Annotated in this window: 14 protein-coding genes and 2 pseudogenes; 7 read left to right on the top strand and 9 right to left on the bottom strand. The window is 58.7% G+C overall.

From position 1 onward, the window contains the following. Positions 1–17: 17 nt before the first annotated feature. The 7 genes and pseudogenes from AX730_RS06645 to AX730_RS06675 all read right to left on the bottom strand — a co-directional run bounded on the left by AX730_RS06645 (position 18) and on the right by AX730_RS06675 (position 9,876). On the bottom strand, positions 18–1,733 hold the full coding sequence (locus AX730_RS06645; RefSeq protein ID WP_157074129.1) for a hypothetical protein: 1,716 nt from the start codon (positions 1,731–1,733) through the stop codon (positions 18–20). Further along, positions 1,714–2,889, bottom strand: a complete 1,176-nt coding sequence (locus AX730_RS06650) for an ATP-binding domain-containing protein (protein ID WP_198147057.1) — start codon at positions 2,887–2,889, stop codon at positions 1,714–1,716. Before AX730_RS06650 ends, AX730_RS06645 begins: the two co-directional genes overlap by 20 nt. A 33-nt stretch (positions 2,890–2,922) precedes the next feature. Beyond that, positions 2,923–4,731 (bottom strand): DUF1998 domain-containing protein, encoded by a 1,809-nt coding sequence (gene drmB, locus AX730_RS06655; RefSeq protein WP_062353773.1) that lies wholly within the window; start codon positions 4,729–4,731, stop codon positions 2,923–2,925. Between the two features lie 2 nt (positions 4,732–4,733). Further along, positions 4,734–7,925: a hypothetical protein gene (locus AX730_RS06660; protein WP_157074130.1), complete on the bottom strand. Its 3,192-nt coding sequence runs from the start codon at positions 7,923–7,925 to the stop codon at positions 4,734–4,736. Then, the gene (locus AX730_RS18400) at positions 7,918–9,162 is read right to left on the bottom strand and encodes an ATP-binding protein (RefSeq protein WP_232310192.1); all 1,245 of its coding nucleotides are present in this window, start codon (positions 9,160–9,162) and stop codon (positions 7,918–7,920) included. The genes AX730_RS06660 and AX730_RS18400 overlap by 8 nt, the downstream gene beginning before the upstream one ends. A 114-nt stretch (positions 9,163–9,276) precedes the next feature. Then, positions 9,277–9,576: pseudogene (locus AX730_RS19545) on the bottom strand (nuclease-related domain-containing protein); the annotation flags it as partial. A 48-nt stretch (positions 9,577–9,624) separates the two neighbouring features. Next, a complete protein-coding gene (locus tag AX730_RS06675; RefSeq protein WP_062353786.1) occupies positions 9,625–9,876 on the bottom strand; it encodes a helix-turn-helix domain-containing protein in 252 nt (83 codons plus the stop codon). 125 nt (positions 9,877–10,001) lie between these two features. On the opposite strand from AX730_RS06675, the gene AX730_RS06680 reads away from it, so the two are divergent. The 3 genes from AX730_RS06680 to AX730_RS06690 all read left to right on the top strand — a co-directional run bounded on the left by AX730_RS06680 (position 10,002) and on the right by AX730_RS06690 (position 12,523). After that, a complete protein-coding gene (locus tag AX730_RS06680) occupies positions 10,002–10,238 on the top strand; it encodes a hypothetical protein (protein ID WP_062353814.1) in 237 nt (78 codons plus the stop codon). Then, complete coding sequence (locus tag AX730_RS06685) at positions 10,231–11,547, top strand: Arm DNA-binding domain-containing protein (protein WP_083537767.1); 1,317 nt, start codon at positions 10,231–10,233, stop codon at positions 11,545–11,547. The genes AX730_RS06680 and AX730_RS06685 overlap by 8 nt, the downstream gene beginning before the upstream one ends. A gap of 118 nt (positions 11,548–11,665) precedes the next feature. Further along, the gene (locus AX730_RS06690; RefSeq protein WP_062353788.1) at positions 11,666–12,523 is read left to right on the top strand and encodes a hypothetical protein; all 858 of its coding nucleotides are present in this window, start codon (positions 11,666–11,668) and stop codon (positions 12,521–12,523) included. Positions 12,524–12,585: 62 nt separating this feature from the next. Here the strand turns inward: AX730_RS06690 and AX730_RS06695 are convergent, their stop codons facing one another. Continuing rightward, positions 12,586–12,948, bottom strand: coding sequence for a hypothetical protein (locus AX730_RS06695; RefSeq protein ID WP_062353791.1), 363 nt, complete (start codon positions 12,946–12,948; stop codon positions 12,586–12,588). A 112-nt stretch (positions 12,949–13,060) separates the two neighbouring features. Between AX730_RS06695 and AX730_RS19550 the strand changes: the two genes are divergently transcribed. From AX730_RS19550 to AX730_RS06715, 4 genes are all read left to right on the top strand, one after another. Continuing rightward, positions 13,061–13,339: a BPSL0761 family protein gene (locus AX730_RS19550; protein WP_407071476.1), complete on the top strand. Its 279-nt coding sequence runs from the start codon at positions 13,061–13,063 to the stop codon at positions 13,337–13,339. 643 nt (positions 13,340–13,982) lie between these two features. Continuing rightward, positions 13,983–14,870, top strand: coding sequence for a hypothetical protein (locus tag AX730_RS06705; protein WP_062353797.1), 888 nt, complete (start codon positions 13,983–13,985; stop codon positions 14,868–14,870). Positions 14,871–14,948: 78 nt separating this feature from the next. After that, positions 14,949–15,821 carry a DUF3553 domain-containing protein gene (locus AX730_RS06710; protein ID WP_083537769.1) on the top strand — a complete coding sequence of 291 codons (873 nt, stop codon included), beginning with the start codon at positions 14,949–14,951 and terminating at the stop codon, positions 15,819–15,821. Between the two features lie 28 nt (positions 15,822–15,849). After that, the gene (locus AX730_RS06715) at positions 15,850–16,224 is read left to right on the top strand and encodes a hypothetical protein (protein ID WP_157074131.1); all 375 of its coding nucleotides are present in this window, start codon (positions 15,850–15,852) and stop codon (positions 16,222–16,224) included. A 160-nt stretch (positions 16,225–16,384) separates the two neighbouring features. Here AX730_RS06715 and AX730_RS06720 read toward each other — a convergent pair. Further along, positions 16,385–17,362, bottom strand: a pseudogene (locus AX730_RS06720) (hypothetical protein); the annotation flags it as partial.

The following is a 17,362-nucleotide window of genomic DNA, read 5'->3' on the forward strand; positions in this document are numbered from 1 at the left end:
TCTCAATTTCTGGGACGTTAGCCCTCTTGCCCGCCATATTCGTCCGTGGCCGCCGCTTTCGGCTTCCGACTCGCCCTCTTTGGCTTCTCCGCGGGAACGAGCTCGGGATCCACCACCGGCACGAGGCCCAAGGACTTCATCGCCCCTTGGAGGGCAGACAATGCAAGGGAAGGGTCGCCTCCTAAGTCCACCTCGACTTCCAGCAAAATCTCGCCCGTGGCTGGATCCACGCTTGGAACTACTGGCCGCAGCGAGCGATCCAGCAAGCTAGCTAAAAGTTCTCTCGGGGGCTGCCCCCGCTTCTGAAGCTTCGCCTTGAGTGCGAGCCGCGCGACGGTTCCGTGGGGCAGCCGGAATTTGGCCTCGTCTACTTGGGCCGAGGCAACCACACCATCCGCGCCCAGCGATGCCTTCGCGACTCCCGTGTTGGGGTCCAAGCCAGTCAAAACTCGCTTTGCGCGAAGCCCTTGCAGAAGTTCGGCATAGGCGCCACTTGCGGGCAGAGTGCGCTCAATGAAGTCGAAGCCGGCGAGTCCAACTCGTTCGACTTGATTTCCAGCCTCGTCCCAACGGCGGGTTGAATGAACCTGCAGCGCTTTCCCCTCTACTACGAACCTTGCCGCGGTGATCGCACCCAGAAAGGCACTGCGCGTTGGTCCCTTCGCCTCGCGCGAGATACCCCCCAGACCGCAGTAAAGTCCCGACAGGATGCTGGCTAGGATAGCCACACCCTTTCCGACTGGCCGAGCGCCGACCCATCGCTGCAGTTGTTCTGCTCTGGGTGCGAGCAGGAAGATCATCAGGGCGCGCTGTCCAACCCCCCCGGTGTCGTCGATCTTCGAGTCGCTCAACTCGATCCTATTGTCCAAGACTTTCCGTAGCGTATCGAGGAATGCCTCCACCTCCGCTCCCTGATGGCCTTGCTGGGAATCGATGGCCAGCAACTGTTCGACGAATGAAATGGGATCGATACCATCCTTCGTGGAAACCTCATGGAGCATCGTCGCGGCGGTGATGTAGATCCGTTCGTCCCCTGATTCAGCCTGCCCCGGGTGAACCGCTCGATAAGCGTGATGCGCGAATCGAGTGAGTGCGTCACTGGACCGGGACGCATCCGCATGCTCGGGCAGGGACAGCAGCTCGCATGCCGTCGTGATCGGAGCACTACCTCGCCTTGCAAGGGAACCAATGCTGGCAATCGCCCCAGCAAGCTTTTCCAAGGCCGTCGAGTCGATGCTTGGAATTTCATCCGCGCCCTGGTTTCCTTCATCTTGCATCGGGGAATCGCCAAGCGAGAATGCAAGCCCGGGTTGTTCCTCCGCCAATCCGCCACCCTCAGAGAACAACGATGGATCCGTCTTGATTTCCAGAGCCGCCGGAACCGTGTCGTCAAATGTTTCCATGCGAGCTTCTATATCTAGCGCCGCATCCACGGAAGGCGCCCAACAAGCCATGACGTCCGTCAAGAGCAGCGGCTGGCTCACGCGCAAAGCTTCATTCATCGACGCGTCTCTTGGTACCTCGAGCAAGAACACGCTCCCCCAAGCTTCATCTCCCTTTGCGCGCTTGATGGAGGCGTCCGTGACGATGGCCTCCGCCAACAGCGGGGTATCCTGGACCGGCACGAAGCCTCGGGCGAATGCCTGCATCAGTCGATCCTGATGAATGGCCACGAAGCGTCGCGGTTGGCCATTCTGCTTGGCGCCGCGCGCCCTACTCTTCGATTTGGTCATAAAGGTTGCCGGGCGGAAGCCTGTCCGCCAAATTCTGGGGTTGGTTCAAGATGAGTAGCTCAAGGTACTCGCGTGCGCGCGAAGCCATTACATACAACTGCATTTTGGCCTGCTGGGCGCTGGCGCCACCATTGTCAAGGAATGGGTCGACAATGAAAACGGCGTCGAATTCCAAGCCCTTTGCGCTCTGGAAGTTAAGGATAGTGACCGACCCACCCTTGTCGAACTTCAGGTCCTCGGGTGGATGCTCTCGCCTTTCTCTGTAGGAATAGGTTTGGACGACCATGCCGCTGTTGACCAACCTGCTCGCGAGGCTATTGAACACCTTCTTCCTAAGAACATCCCGCATACAAAGCACGCCAATGTCTTCGCCAGGGTTGTTAGATGCATGCGCCGCTATCCGGCGTCGGATCACTTCAAGGCTCGACGCCAACACCACCTTGGGTTTCGACCTTCCTACCCTCGAAGGGATGTCGGGCACGCCAGAGGGCAGTCCGATATAGAAATGCTTGGCGAACTCGGCGACCTGCTTGCTGTTGCGGTAGTTCTTCCGAAGCTGGTATCGACGCTCTTTGCCCAAGGCAAGCGCCGTTGCGACTTCCTCAATCGTAGAATTGGCGCCCTCTTGCAGCCTTTGGTTCTCATCCGCGAAAACCGTAATCGCGGGTTTGGAGTCTCCTGCGTCCACCTGCGCAAGCATCGAAATGAAATTTAGGGCCGAGTACATGTCACGGGGGAAATCCTGGCCTTCATCGATGATCAAGTGGCCCCAATGCGCCCTGCTCCCAACGCTGCCGGCCGCAGCGGCAAACTGCTTCAACATCTCCTGCCAATCATGCACCCATTCGTTGCTCGGCAAGCTTGGTGGCGCCGCCCTGAACATCCTTCGCCACCATCCAGACGCCCAAGAATGCATCGTCGACGTGTCGACGTCTTGGGCCACGGAATCTCGGGAAATCGTGTACGTCGACAGAACCTTGCTGAACATCATGACCCGCGGCACAAGGGCTTTGTCGGGCTTCTTTTTCGACAGGGCTTGGAGATACGCGGCCCTGTGGAATGCCATCACGGTCTTGCCCGTGCCCGGGGGACCGACGACCAGTATGGTTTCAGCGGGGGGCGCCCCGTTGTAGATCGCCTTCTGTTCTGCATCCAAGTCCGTGAGCCTAGGAAATCTCATGGACGTCCCTCACGACTGGTACTCCACCAATTTGTCGAGCTTGAAGAACGGCTCCATGTCACCAATACCGACCAACGCGCGCCTGTCCAGCAACGAGTTATTGAACGCGCAACTGGTCTCCGAAACAAGCATGCATGCGTGACAGGACGCCGCGTTCATGCCGCCGATCCCTTGTCGGTCGCTTTCCTTGCAAACAGGATCCGCGGAACACCACGACACGTCGAGTAGAGCAGCCTCAAGCAACGCACCTAGGCGTTTCGGCTCACCCATCCTAACCAAGCCCCCGAGTGACCCTTCCGAGTCCCCATCAGCGGTGTACAGAAGGATCCCGCACATCTTGGAGCCCACACTGCCAGCGTAGATTCGCTCGCGGATAGAAGATGCTGAGTATCCCGCGTCGAAGCTAAGCCGGCGAATCATTGCGTGGGCCAATGAGTGCAAGAGTAGGAAGCGCGGACTTGCCATCGATGCGTCCCAACCTAAGCCCGCAGCCGTGCTCGCGAGGTGCGAAAGCCTCCTTTCCAGCCCCCCTTTCACGTTCGACTCCCATTCGCGGACAGCATCGGCATCGAGCTGAAGGAAGATCCCTTCGCCCCAAGCTTCAACACCCGGGTACCACCCCAGAGGATGACTCCCTAGGTCGACCGGGATGATCGCCCGCTGTTCGTCTGGCGTAAGGCGGCGGAAGCCAAGCAAGGCACGCACCTCCCTTAGCCGCCTGACCATCGATATGGCCTTGATGGTCCGGATGAGTTCCGGCGGCCAGTCATCGGGGAGCATAGTCCGCTTGATGTCGAGGAATCTGGAGGAGATATCCCGGCGGCCGGACAAGGTCTCCCATTCGTCGTGGAGGATGGCGGCCTGAGCGTCCGTGAGATCATCGTCCTCGTCCGTGACGGCATTCGATTCAGGGCGTAGCGCCCTTGCCAACGCATCCAGTGCTTGGCCAGCGTCGCAACCGTATCGTCCAGCGAGCTGTTCGGCCATCGCCGTTGCCGTCATAAGAATCTTCGCAATGGCTACCTGCGCAGAGTCCAGCGACTTGATCATGTCCCAGCTTGGATGGGTCTGCCAGGCGTCGGCTAAGTCAGCCGCGCTCATCTGGCCATCGATCGGCAACAGGTCCAGAGCGGAAATGGACTTGGGGAAATGCAGGTTGCTAGCAGCGCGGCGGTAGACCCAAAGAGGTTCGCCGCAACCAGACTCGTTGAGTTGCCACGGCTGCCCTCCTTTGCAATGCATACCCATGGGGGCCTCGACCTGAACCAAGCCGACGAAGTTCCTCTTGGCCCCGCAAGAGCAACGAACGCTGATGGCGGACCAGTCGCCACCGCCTTGTCCTGTCGTCTCGAACCACATCTGAGCACCCTGCCGACTGCAAGGGCCCTTCCCGCCGGCGGACGAAGAATGCGCCCACCAGTGCCAGTCGACATCCGACATATGCCCATTCTTGCAGGCTGCGACGAAGCCCATCGGCGTCAGTTCACCCTTGCACTTGGGGTTCGCGCACTTCGGCACGCCGTACCCGTTCGCCAGATCTTGTTGCCCGGTGACCATGCGCATAAGCCGGCAGCGCGGGCAGAAGTGCCAACGCGGGAACCGGTGTATCGCGACTGGCTCCAAGCTCTCGCTCGCGACTGGCGTCCTGATGGGGCGCTTCAGCTTACGCTCGAGGTGGCTATCCTCAATCAGATGCGTGCCATTTGCGCCCCATCGGCTGATGTCCGCCATCACGAAGGATTCTTGGCCGATGTCGATGATGGAACCCACGCCGAACGGCGCAACGAGTTGCCCTTGCCTGATTGATCTCTTACCCATTGTCATCCCCTCGCCACGGGCTTCAACATCACGTCAGGGTCAACGTTCCGCACGGAGCGCATTGCCTCGTACAATCCCGCTGCCTCGGGATCCCCGAAATCACGCACGAGCGCCGTCGATATTGTCCAAAACTGCCTTCCCGGGCTCGAGTAAAAGACCTGCCTGCCCGCTTGCGCCTCCTCCTCCCAAACCTTGACGATCCGATCAATCTCAACGTCAACGTCAATCGCTTCCCCAGGATCGGCAAGGCGTATCCTCCTGCGGAAGTCACTCAACAAGCGGGCGACGCTAGGATTGCTGAAGTCCACGTCCCTAGCCTTTTCGTTTGCGCGGTATTTTGTTGCGTGGCGGATCATCGCGATGATCGCCGAATGGAGCGTCCGTTCCCGCGCAGGAGGGGCGTATGGCGTGACGCTTGTGGGCTCGACGAAACGATAGAAGGAGTCGTGGTAGGAGCGGAAGTCCTCGTAGTGCGACCTGTCCCTTGGCTTGGCGGGCGAGTACAAGGTCAAGACGAGACCTGGCGCTTCCCCGCGGCCTACGCGACTCGATGCTTGGATGTACTCCGATGTCAACTTAGGTTGGCCATTTACCATCATCAAGCCAAGCCGGTCGACGTCCACACCAACCGAGATGATGCTCGTGCAAGGAACGAAGTCCACTGCGGGGCTGGTGTTGGTGCCGCGGCGTTGAAGGGTCCTGATGGCTTCGCCCATGTCGTTAGCCATCTGAGAGCTCAGCTCCATGATCTGGTCGACGATGCGCGCATCGTCTTGCACCGTCGCGATGGCCTTGATTCGATCCGGGATTTCCTGAGAGGCTGCCGTGATGGTGCGACCGAGTTCCCTACGGCTGTTCAAGTACGCGAGCACGCTCCAATAAGCGTCCTGCATCTCTTCCGGCAATTCGACTTCCTTGCTTGCTTGCAGCAACGCCGCGGCCACCCAAACCATGGAAACGACCGGCGTGGTCGTCCCTTGCCCCATCGCCCCCAAGTACATGCGGCCCGGCTTGCTAGCCAAGTCCTCCAGTCTAAAGAAGTAGGCGTCTTCCCAGGTTCTGACCGGAGAAGGGAATACGGTCGATTCCCTCCCATAGATTCCCTTGACCTGTTCGCGCGAATTCCGGATCGTCGCCGTTGACGCGATGACCTTTGCGCCCTTGCCCCCGCTTCTGGCCCGAATGATCGAATCGATTGCGACTTCGTACGGCGCGCAGATCGATCCCAGCGGCCCGGAAATTAGGTGGAGCTCGTCTTGGATGACCAGCGATGGTGGAGGTGCATCGTCAGACGGGCCACCGAAGAACGCGGAGGGCCGCTCGTCCCAGGTCAGTCCGGCGAACTTGTCGAGCGTCCCGAGGAGCACCGAAGGCGGCTCCTTGTATAGGGCGTCGTCCACCACTTGCATCGGGATCATTGAGTGGAAGGCGCAGTTTGGGCTCAGGCAATGGAAATGGAAATGTGACGGCCCACATTGGACGCCAACCTTGCCTGATGTTTCGTCGACGATGTTTGTCGAGCAAGCGGGACATCTGTCCAGAAGGAACGGATTCTTGGCGCCGCTGGCGGCGCCACTCCATTCTTCGTGCAGCTCCATGGCTTTTGCGAAGCTATTGGGCGTGAGACTCTGGCCCACCCATAGCCCCACCGAGAAAGGCCGCGACCCGAGGCGGCCAGAGTATTCCCTCCGCAACAACTCTAACGCACTCACCAGCATTCCGGTTCTCTGGAATTGCTGGGTCGTTAGCATCCTCAACGTGTACCTGCTCAATACTGCTGCTGCTCGGTCGCGCTCCCCGTGAATCAGCCGCCGGCGAATCAATTCGAAAGCCGCCACCAAGAGGTACGCCTCTGTCTTGCCGCCACCCGTCGGGAACCAGATCACGTCGACGACATCGTGGTCGTCCCGCGACTGGCAAGCAGCCTTGAGCCCGGGAGCGACGTCGTCTAAGAGAGATGGAATCACGCCAAGGAAGAAGGCAATCTGGAAGGGCCTCCACTGGTACCCAAGCCCGCGGCCCAGCTCCGGCACGCTCCGGCACTCTTCCGCTGGGTATGGGCCACCACGCCCGACCCTATCCATTCGCATCTGCCAGTACATAGCACGATTGGCCAGTTTGAATGCTTCGAACGCAACTGGATCCGACAACAACTTGATCCCAAGGTCGATGCGCTCCCTCCAATCTTGGCAACGCGCGGCCAGAAGGAGCCCTTCTTGTTCATCTGCTTCGCGGGCACGGCATTCTTGCTCAGCAAGCCAACTACCAAAGGCATCGCTTAGGCCGGAGAGCACGACCTGCAACTGGCCAACGTCATCGTTGAAGGCGAGGAACTCAACGTCCCTATAGCGTGGATCTAGGCCACCATCGTCGGCGACCTCGAAAGTAGGTGCGCGAACCTCGGCCGTTGGCATGAATGATGAGCGCACTTGCTCGCATTTCCCGCTAGCGGCAAGGTCCCAGGTGGCGGCAACCCCGTGCCCGCGGGCGAAAATCGGTGAATTGCGGTACAGGTACCTGACCTCCGCCTCGTCTTGGTCACTTGATGCCGCTGATCGAGGCCTCGGGTACGGAAGTATTTCCCCTTTCTCCGCTGACACACTTAGCTCGACTTGGAAGAGGACCTCCGCTGGGTCCAATGCACTTGACGCCTTCTCCAACGAATTAACCAGGGTTACCGTGACAAGGTGGCCCCCGTTTGGCCATTGGCGTGCATTCACATGGAGCCATGCACGGCCAGCGAGCACCGCAATCGGTAGCTTTGCATCCAAGATCGGTATGCGTACTTGCTCCTTGCCAGCCCTTGGGATTGGCTTGCGCTTCCATTGGCTCGCACTACGCCCTCTCTTGTTTCCGTTTTCCCCAGACAGCTTTTCGTATGACGCCGCGCTTACTTCACAGATCAGCGCCGTATCGCGTCCAATAAGGAAGCTCAAGCCCATAGATGAAGGAAGCGCCCGATGGCTCGCACCAAGGGATTCACCCGCATCCTCATCGGCCGACGCGCCTTCAGCGCCCGAACCATCATCCGCTAGCTCGACATCCTCCTCTCGCGGGAAGAGCATGCCAATCATGTAGCGAAGCAGCGGGGAACCAGCAAATTCCTCCTCTTCGCCATCCGCAGGCCCGACTAGCCTTGATCTTAGATAGCCGACGAACCGCTCCCTCGAATCCCTCTTTCCAGAGTTATCCACGCATCCCCCCTTCAAAATGCCTCGTCGCGCTGTCCGCCATTCGCGCATGGACTCGTTCGAGGGTTTCCGGCACGGCGAAAATTGCTAATGCGAAGTTCGCCCGCGTCATGCCGAGATAGAGCATCCGGCCCAATTCATCGTCCCCAGATCGAGGCCCGGTGAGACATAGCACCAGAAAGCCAGATTCTAGTCCCCGAAACGCGTCGATACTGGCGTATGCAAGTCGCGCATCCCGTCCCACTGAAGCTCCCCATGGCTTGACGCCAAACCCTCCCAGGTGGGCGACCTCATTGGCCAAGTCCATGGGACTCTCGTCGTTGGTTATGAGCGCAATGCTCGCGAGCGAGATATCTTCGTCCAGCCATTCCCGAATACGTTCCGATATGGCATTTGCCGCCTCCTTACGGTCTTCGACGGCCAACATCGTCGGGCGCTGGCCCCTTCCGCTAACTATCGCGTGGCCTAGCGGAACGCCAGCAGCCAATTCGACGGTCGTGATGATCTCCGGGGTGTTGCGGCAGTTCTTGGAAAGCTTGGGGCGCACTGACGCCGCCGAAGACAGCATCGCCACGCCGGCGTCCATTTCCTTCCTCGTATATGGCGACTGGTAGTTCACGTCGCCAAACCATGCCCATCTCCCCAGCTTGATCCCTCCTTCGACCACGGAGTCCAGAAGCTCGATTTTTTCCTTGGAGAGGAGCTGCTGGCCTTCGTCGACGATCAATACGGACACCTTCTGCCGCTCTGCAGGAGGAAGTGTCTCGATTTCACCTAAGGTGGCGATGGCCCTGCCGATGTCGGATTGTTCTCGTAGCACGGCTGCCAACGCGTCCGTGCCCACCACGAAGAGCAGGGAGTCGCCCGCACCAATCGATCGCCTTGCCATTTCCGTCGCTAAAAGCGTCTTCCCGCATCCTGCGGGAGACGAACAGTAGATGCGTTCGGCGCCAGCCCAATGATCCAGAATTTCGTACTGTTCTTCCGTCAGGGCAAGCATTTCTTCGTTGAAGCGATCACGTGCCAAGGCCAAAGCCTGCACACGCTCAAACTCAGGACGAAACAATCGAACGAGCTCGGCAACATCTCGTTCGGCGATCTTGCGCGAAGAGCTATTCTTCCGTGCCCAGTACTGCGCAACGCCTTCCAAGAAGAGCTGGAGCTTCGCTGGACTAGCAAGGTCTTCACGGGCACCAATTAATTCTTCGGGAAACTCGGGGCCACCCAGCAGTTCCCCCAAGTCACTCCGTCCCATCCCAGCTAGGATCACGCAAAACCCTGCCGGGTATGCCGTCGCAAATCCCGCGCCTAGCCTAGGCGCAACGTAATTTCGGTCTAGCGAGAAGAAGGCATCCTTGGCCTGTACGAGTGGTGACTTGCCTCTGGTGACAACGCGGCCAAGTCGATCTTCGTAGTGCCATCGACCTCCTTTGCAGGACACATCGCCACCCTTTACTTCGATAGCGACGAGGCCTTTTGCCCCAACGAGCAAGAAATCGATCTCACCCCAACGCTGGTAGGCATGCTCGGCGAGGTTTAGCGAGTTAAGTGCACGTGCGGCGCCTCCACCCCAATCTACAGATCGCAGGAGCGAAAGGACCTTCCTTTCGGATCCAGTTGCCTCAGCAGCTGGCATGTTTGGAATGACTTGCATCTCCCCGCCCCTCTACCACTCCAGTCGCATCTTCCCAAGATGGAACGCTCATTGAACGACGTCTGGCGATCCCACCATCTCATCCGCCACGTGTTCCACAAGGTCTTCGATCCGGCACCCGAAGTAAGTACAGAGCTTGTCGAGCACATCCGTCTGAACGTTGGCCCCGTGCTGGTTAGCCAACTTTGAGAGCGTCATTCGGTTAAGTCCGGTCGCTGCGGCAATTTCCTGCAGCTGGATCCGCTTCCGCTCCCGGAACTCAAGGTCAGCTATGCGCTCTCGCAGCTTAAACCTTAACATAAGATAAATTCCGCTTATTAAAACTATCAAACGATCTTGCTTTTCATCATTCGATAGCTAATATCGTCATCTCACGATGATTTAAACCATCATGCGATAGCGATTATTTGCACAGGAGAATGCTGATGAGCATCACGTACCTTACCACCGAACAGCTGTCGGAACGCATCCACTACGACGTCCGGACCATCCGCAACCGCCTCAAGGACAGCGTCCTGCTGGAAGGAATTCATTACATCCGTCCCTTTGGTGGGCGGAAGCTGCTTTTCCTTTGGGAGGCCATTGAGCGCGACATCCACACCGCCTCCTCGGCGCATGTCCCGCTGATTCCGATGGCCAACGGCGGAGTGGCGCATGGCTAAGGTTCGCGCGCGCCCCGAGACCAACTGCCTCTACCTAGACTTTTCGTTCCGCGGCAAACGATGCAAGGAGCAGACGGCCCTGAAAGACACAGCGGCCAACCGACGAACTCTGGAGGCCTTTGCCAACCGCATCAAGCGCGAGATGGCCAAGGGCAGGTTCGACTACCGGGCGTTCTTTCCAGACAGTCCTCGCGCCGCCCAGTTTGACGGCGACATGGAGGCCGCCCCGACGGTTGTGGCGACAAGCGGCAATACCTTGCCAGATATGGGCCCTGCTATGCCGACGCCGACGCTGACGCAGTTCGCCGGGACCTGGTACCAAGAGAACCTGCCGCGCTGGCGCCAGACTCATGCCGACACGGTTCAAGGGACCCTGCGCCAGCACATTCTTCCCAAGCTAGGTGACAAGCCGCTGGCTGAAATCACCCGAGCAGACTTGCTGGCCTTCCGGGCCGAGCTGGGCAAGCAAACCGGCAAAGGCGGCGGCGCCTTGTCTCCCTCGCGGATCAATCACATCATGACGCCGTTGCGTATGCTGATGGCCGAGGCCTCCGAGCGCTATGAGTTCCTCACCCCGTTCCGGAACATCAAGCCGCTGCGCCTGCCCAAGCTCGACATCCAGCCGCTTTCGCTGGATGAGGTCCACCGTGCGCTCGGCACCGTCCGAAAAGACTGGCATCCGTACCTGGCTGCCCGCTTCTTCACGGGGATGCGGACAGGCGAGATCAATGCGCTGGAGTGGAAGCACATCGACTTCGAGCAGGATCTGATCCTGATCCGCCAGTCGATCGTCAAAGGGAGGTTGGAGAACACCAAGACCGATGGTTCGATGAGGGATATCCCCATGGTTCCCTTGGTGCGCACGGCCCTGCTTGAACAGCGGAAACTGGTTTCTGAGGATTGCCGCTGGGTTTTTGCACAGCGCAACGGTGATCCGATCAACTTGGTCAACTTCACCAACCGGGTCTGGCATCCCCTGCTCCGCCATCTCGGCTTGGCGCCCCGCAGGCCGTATCAGACTCGCCATACGGCGGCCACGCTGATGCTGGCCTCAGGCGAGAATCCGGAGTGGGTGGCCCGGACCTTGGGCCATGCCAATACGGAAATGTTGTTCCGGGTCTACTCGCGCTACGTGCCCAACCTTACCCGCAACGACGGCAAGGCCTTCACGGGGCTGGTCACCGCCTCCTCCATGCCGACCAGTAGCACTCCCCGGACGAAGGATGCCCCTCAGGGCACGACCACTCCCTTATCTGTGCTGACGCGCAAACAGCTCGAAGCCTTGGTCGCTCAACTTCAGCAGCAGTAGCGGCTCCGCCGAGAACACCCCCCAACCGCCGAACAAGCCCCGCTTGACGCTCTTGCGTCGAGCCGAGTCCTCCTGCGTCTCAGAACCCACTCGACATCTACTTATCCAAGGAAGACCCATGAACAAGCACCCCCTCATCACCCAACCCGTCACCTTCGATGCCGTTCTCGAACCTGGCCTGATCTGTGGCGATGGCCTCCAGTCGGTACGCGTGCTCCATCCGGACGGCGAGCTCGCCGCGTGGACCTGGCATCACTTCGATGCAGCCAACACGGACTCCGTGCTGACTGCCACCGTGAGCATCCACCCCCTTGGCTATCCCGTGGGACTGACCTCGGTCATTGATCGCATCCAGTGGCAGCCGGCCTTGCAGGTCATCGACTTGATCCCCGAGGTCACAGGCACCGCGAAACTGGTCGCTCGCTTTCGCGCGTTGGTGGATCAGATCCGCCACCCGGGTATGCAGCAGCTGCTCCAGGACGTCTTCGCCCTGCGCCCGCTGTTCTACAACTACTGGAACGCGACCATCGAGGTCGACGGCAAGGCCTGCTCCCTAGCGCAGAAGGCCATCACGAATGCCGAGCTGGTGCAGTGGGGAGTTGGATTGTCGTCTTTCCAGCGCGCAGTGGGCATGACGTTCGCCCTGCTCCGAAACGCAGGACAGGCTTGGCCACGCGAGCAATGGTCCGATGGCGAACATGCATTGCACCTGCTCCGGCAGATCGATGGATCCATGTCGCATCTTGCCCAAGGGTACTCGGAGGATGCAGACGTGCTGAGGGAACTGATGGAGCACGAGTATCGCCTCTCTCTCAGCCCGCTGGCCTTGTCCACCCTGGAGCATGTCAATCACTTGGCTGACATGAGCTGGCTTGATGCCCACTGGGATGGACTGGACGGACAACAGGCTGGCACCCGGAGCAATCTGGTTTCCCTGAACGCCTTCCGGCGTCGTCGAGCTTCGAGGTCTAGCTGACACCCTCATTCTGTCCAATATGGACGCAGCCGACGATCTGGCTGTAAGACTGCTTCACAGGCTCAACCATTCTGTCCGCTTGCGATGGATTGAAGGTATCGCAGGACCTTGTCCGTTTCGCCGGCGCCGATGACCTGCAGGATCGTCCTGCCATTGAACACCCTCACGGGCGCCCTTCCCATCAGCAACAGCGCATCATGCGAGGCACGCTTCATCTCCAAGACTACGGCCGAGATGTGCTCGACATCCGCCAGCTTCCTCTGCAAAGCAGAAGTCCGCCAGATCTCTGGCTGCCTCTCCTCTTGGCATTCCAAGGCCGCCGCTAGCTCCGGAAGCGCCAAGCCGAGGCGGGCGGCGACTTGCGCCGGGTCAATAGAGGATTGCCCAGCTGGACGCTCCTCGGTACCCGCTCCAGTCCTGCTCATTACCCAATCTCCCGGACGTCATGGATCGACATGTTCGCGATCAAGCGTCTCACTCGCTGATATCTGCGGTAGCCATGCTCTCACCCAAATAACCCGAGGCCATCACATGACCATGCCAGATGAACGAACACGCGCTCTATTGTGGGCAGGGAGTTTCCTTGTCGACATTGCGCGTGACGATGTACTTCCTATGCCTCTCAGGCGAAAGGCCGCAACAATCGCGAGACACTTCCCCACTGTGGAAGACGTCGCCTGGCTGGCGGAGTCCATTCGCGACTCTGTTCTCAGCATCCAGTTGGCCTCACCAGAACAGGCACTTCCAGAACAGAGTGACTGGGACTTCGAACCGTTGAGACATTCCACGAGGCTTAGCTGGCCCGAAGGCCCATAATTTCAAGAGCTGGCAGCCATCCAGTGGCGCGGCAACCGAACGGACCCTACGACCTGAGATATCGAACACTCCTGCAATTCGAGCAGCAGCACCGGATTGTTCCATCAAGAGCATACGCGTCATGACATTCGCTCAACAGAAGCCATCAAGTAGCTTCCTACGGGGACTATGTGAAAACGGAACCATTTCCCCGAGGCTGTTCGCCGAACAGTTCCGCATTGACTTGAAGACGCTGGCTGATCTGGCACACGTCTCGCCAGAAGCCATCTCGCATGTTCCGGAGTCGGAGCTATTGCAGGACTACATGCACAGCGCCGCTAGCGTGATATCCGCACTTCTCGAGTGCAGTGACTTGGACATCGAGCGCGCCATCACCTGGTTTCGTCATGCTCCATTGATCGAGCTGGGAGGCGATACCGCCGAGCAGTACGTGTCTAAAGGGAGGACCGCCGCGGTTCATGCATACGCTCTGAACCTAGCGGTAGGAGCCACGGGTTAACTGTGAATCGCGCGTCCAAGACCTGGCTAAAGCGGTCATGTCCGCCTCAAGGCTACTACCGAATGGAACTCGCGAGGCAGACGAACGTGCACTAGTATCTGCCGAACAGCGCCAACCATCATCCTCTTGGGGAAGGGGAGCCGAATGAGAATTGAGCCATCGGTTGTCAGTGATCTGGTCACCAAAGCCGACCGACTGCAGCTCGCCGCTGTCATCCCTGCGGACTTCGGTCGCATGGATGTCGCCAGGGAGTTGTCGGACCTACGATCTCGCCTGTCAAAGAAGATCGACGAGAAGCTGCAGCCCTGGTTCATCCTACTGGACGAAAGCGTCCAGTTCTTTGTGCAGTTCGAAAGGTTCTTGTATCAGTTCCCACTGAGTAACGAGCTCATGGGTTACGCCGTCATGGTCTCCAAGCTCAAGAGGGACATTCTGTCGATAAGGGAGCTTCTTGCCATCGGGCAAGACATGACGGCCCGGGTTCTTGCTCGAACTTTTATCGAGGACATCGAGATCGCGATGGCGTTGGCACTTAGTGCAGACACGTGCCGTGCCTTTGCGAGCACACATGATACGAACGACTTCTGGAACAAGCATATCGGCTACGGCAAGGTGTACGACAAGATGACCCAGTATCTTCTTGCGTGCGGCGTTCCAGAGGATCGAGCACGTGTACTGGTGGAGCGTCATCGGGAAGCCAAGAAGATGTTCTCAGAGAGCACGCATGGAGGTCGCAACTCATCGTTGTTCAGCGCCTTCTCACCAGCACTATCGGATCCCAGCCAAGTCAACTTCCTTTCCTTAGGCGCACTTACCTACGCCACAGCCGAGTTGGCGCTCTTTGTCGCTCAGGAAACGCATGCCTTTGCAGGTTCGGTTGTGAACGGGACCATGCATCCTCGACCGCTTCATCTGTATGAGGAATTTGAGACAACTGGCAGATTCATGACCGCTGCCGGTTCCGCCTACGTGCTTCAGGAACTCCTACTTCGGTACGAGGAGTCGCTCCAATCTCTGGGAGACTCGCTATGACCTACCTAGGCTGACACGGTAAGAAGTTCCAGCCACTGAACACAGAAGCCCGACTGACCAACAGAACAGGTGAAATGAATGAAGTATCTGAAAGGTGAGCGCGTGGTCCACCCAGGAATGCCAGCTTGGGGGATCGGTGAAGTCCTCGAGGAAAGCAGCGAGGATCACGTACGGATCTTCTTTGTCGGTACCGGGGAGAAGAAGCTTTCCTTGAAGCATGTCATGCCGGTTCGAGTCTCAGGGAACGAGGCGGCGCATCCCATTCTGGACAACCTGAGGATTTCAAAGTCTGCCAGTGGCATCCGCTATCAGAGTCTGCCAGAGTCTATCCAGATCTTCCTGGCGCAGTTCCCCGGAGGATTTCGGGGGGAGCGATTTGCAAGACATGAGCGGGACTACAAGGACAAGGCCAACAGGCAAGCCTCTGACCTTCTCGGCAAGGAGCCATTCGACGCACTCCTGGCGGCAGGTGATCACGCCGAGGTGGTCCGACGCGCCCTCAAGCTCATCAATGCCACGAATCTAGTGTATCCGGGCGAGAAGATCTCCCTCCGCGACGGCCTGAAGAGTGAAGCGGGACGCAGTCTTTTCTCGTTGGCTCTTCATGGACTTTTGCACGGAGACGACTCTTTTGAGGGTCGGTTCTCTGGGTTCGCCAAGGTGTTGGATGGCATCGGTGCTGGTAAGTGGACAACAGCCACCTACTTCCCGTTCTTCCTTCGCCCCGATCAGTACATGTTCGTCAAGCCAACGATCACACAGTTCGCGGCTGAGCTATGTGGGTTCGAGTTGAATTACACGCCCCAGCTCAACTGGCGAACCTATCACTCTGTACTTGGCTTCTCCCGCTATCTTTTTGACGCTCTAGAGGAGCTGGAGCCGCGAGACATGATTGATGTCCAGTCCTTCATGTGGTGCATAGCGCCCGGTACTTATGCCGACGGGGAGTAGTTTGGCAGCCACTGCGGCGACTTACCGCTTGGAGCTGGCGCGAAACTACCTATCGGGGCAGGCAGTGCAGTCGGCTCTCGGCATTGATGCGGCGACGCTTACGGTCTGGCGCAAGCAACGGAGACTGCTCGCAGTTTGGCATCGACCCATCAATGAGTGGCTCTATCCGGACTTCCAGTTTCGGGATAACGCTTTGATTAGGGAGATGCCCGACCTGTTAGCCGTCTATGAGACCTACTACAGTCACGTCTGGAAGAACACATGGGGCATAGTGGAGTGGTTTATGTCTCCACATTTGCTGCTGGACAGTGAGCGGCCGGCAGATGTGATGGCCAGAGATCCCCAGCAAGTGCTCACTGTCGCGCGAACGGAGTTTCTTCAGTACCCATCTACCTTCTGGTGACCAGAAGATTCGCTGCTGCAAGCCGGGCGTCTGCCAAGCTCCCAAGGACAGGTGAGCTCTGAGTTCGGAATCGAATGCACTCTCGATAACGCGGATTCCGCGCAGCATCTTCCCGAAGCTTGAGTCGTATCCGGCTCTTGGGGCTTGTTAGCTCGTCTACCTAACCAAGGGTGGTCTCGGAAGAGGAATGCTTGCCCATTACGCCTTCGATAAGACTCATCAGATTCTGCTGGCGTTGCGTGTAGAACGTATCAAAATCGTCGGCACGCAAAGCTGCTGTCGGGATTCGATGGCTCTTGAGAAGGATATCCATTCCAACAGTGTCAAGTTGCACCTGCCGATGTGCTTGAAGGGAGACAAGATAGCTGGATGGTGCGGCGCCGCCGATCATGCGATTCGCTTTGTATGAGATGGGGGTCTTATTGATGATCGAGTCGTATCGACGGCGGGCGATGCCCTGCTTCTCGCACCAGTCACGCGGGAAGATGTGATGAATGTCGAGGGCGACCTCGTCTGCCTCCAGATCGCGAATGCGGGACTTCCAGAACAAGTCATGGGCTCCTTCACGCAGAACGAGTACGTTGATGCCCTTGTACGCAGCACTGAGGCGCGAGGTCAGAGATGCCAGACGATCTACTTGAAACGCTGCATCACCGATCGTCCGTGGGGCCGCGCCATCGGACTCGATCCATGCCACCAGCTCTTCCACGTCATTGGCCATGCGAGTCTCGACCGCACCGCCGTACAGTTCTCCAAGAATTCCGCACCAGAACCACTGAGCCAGCTTCTGGTGAATGCGCGGCTCGCGCCAGCGCTCATCAGCGCCGACAAGAGCCAGCACCGCAGCCAAAGGAGCCAGCTGGGTCCTGTAAGGCAGATCCCGGGGTGAGGTGAAACATTCTTGTCTGAGGAATTTGGCTGCGCGCAGGAATCCCTGCTCTACCTGGTCAGCCCAACGCTGGTAGGCCTCGAGTGGCAGTTCCAGTACCGAGGCTCGCTTGGCACTGACAGGCGTCACCTGCTTCCCCGTCTTGCCCTCGGCCAAATCAGCCCGCCGCTTCTCAAGGGTGTGCAACATGGTGACGACGTCCCCCCGCTTTTGAGTAGCACGCCGGTTTGGAGTCCAATTCCCCAACCC

This window comes from Pseudoxanthomonas mexicana (assembly GCF_001556105.1).
Classification (GTDB): Bacteria; Pseudomonadota; Gammaproteobacteria; order Xanthomonadales; family Xanthomonadaceae; genus Pseudoxanthomonas_A; species Pseudoxanthomonas_A mexicana_A.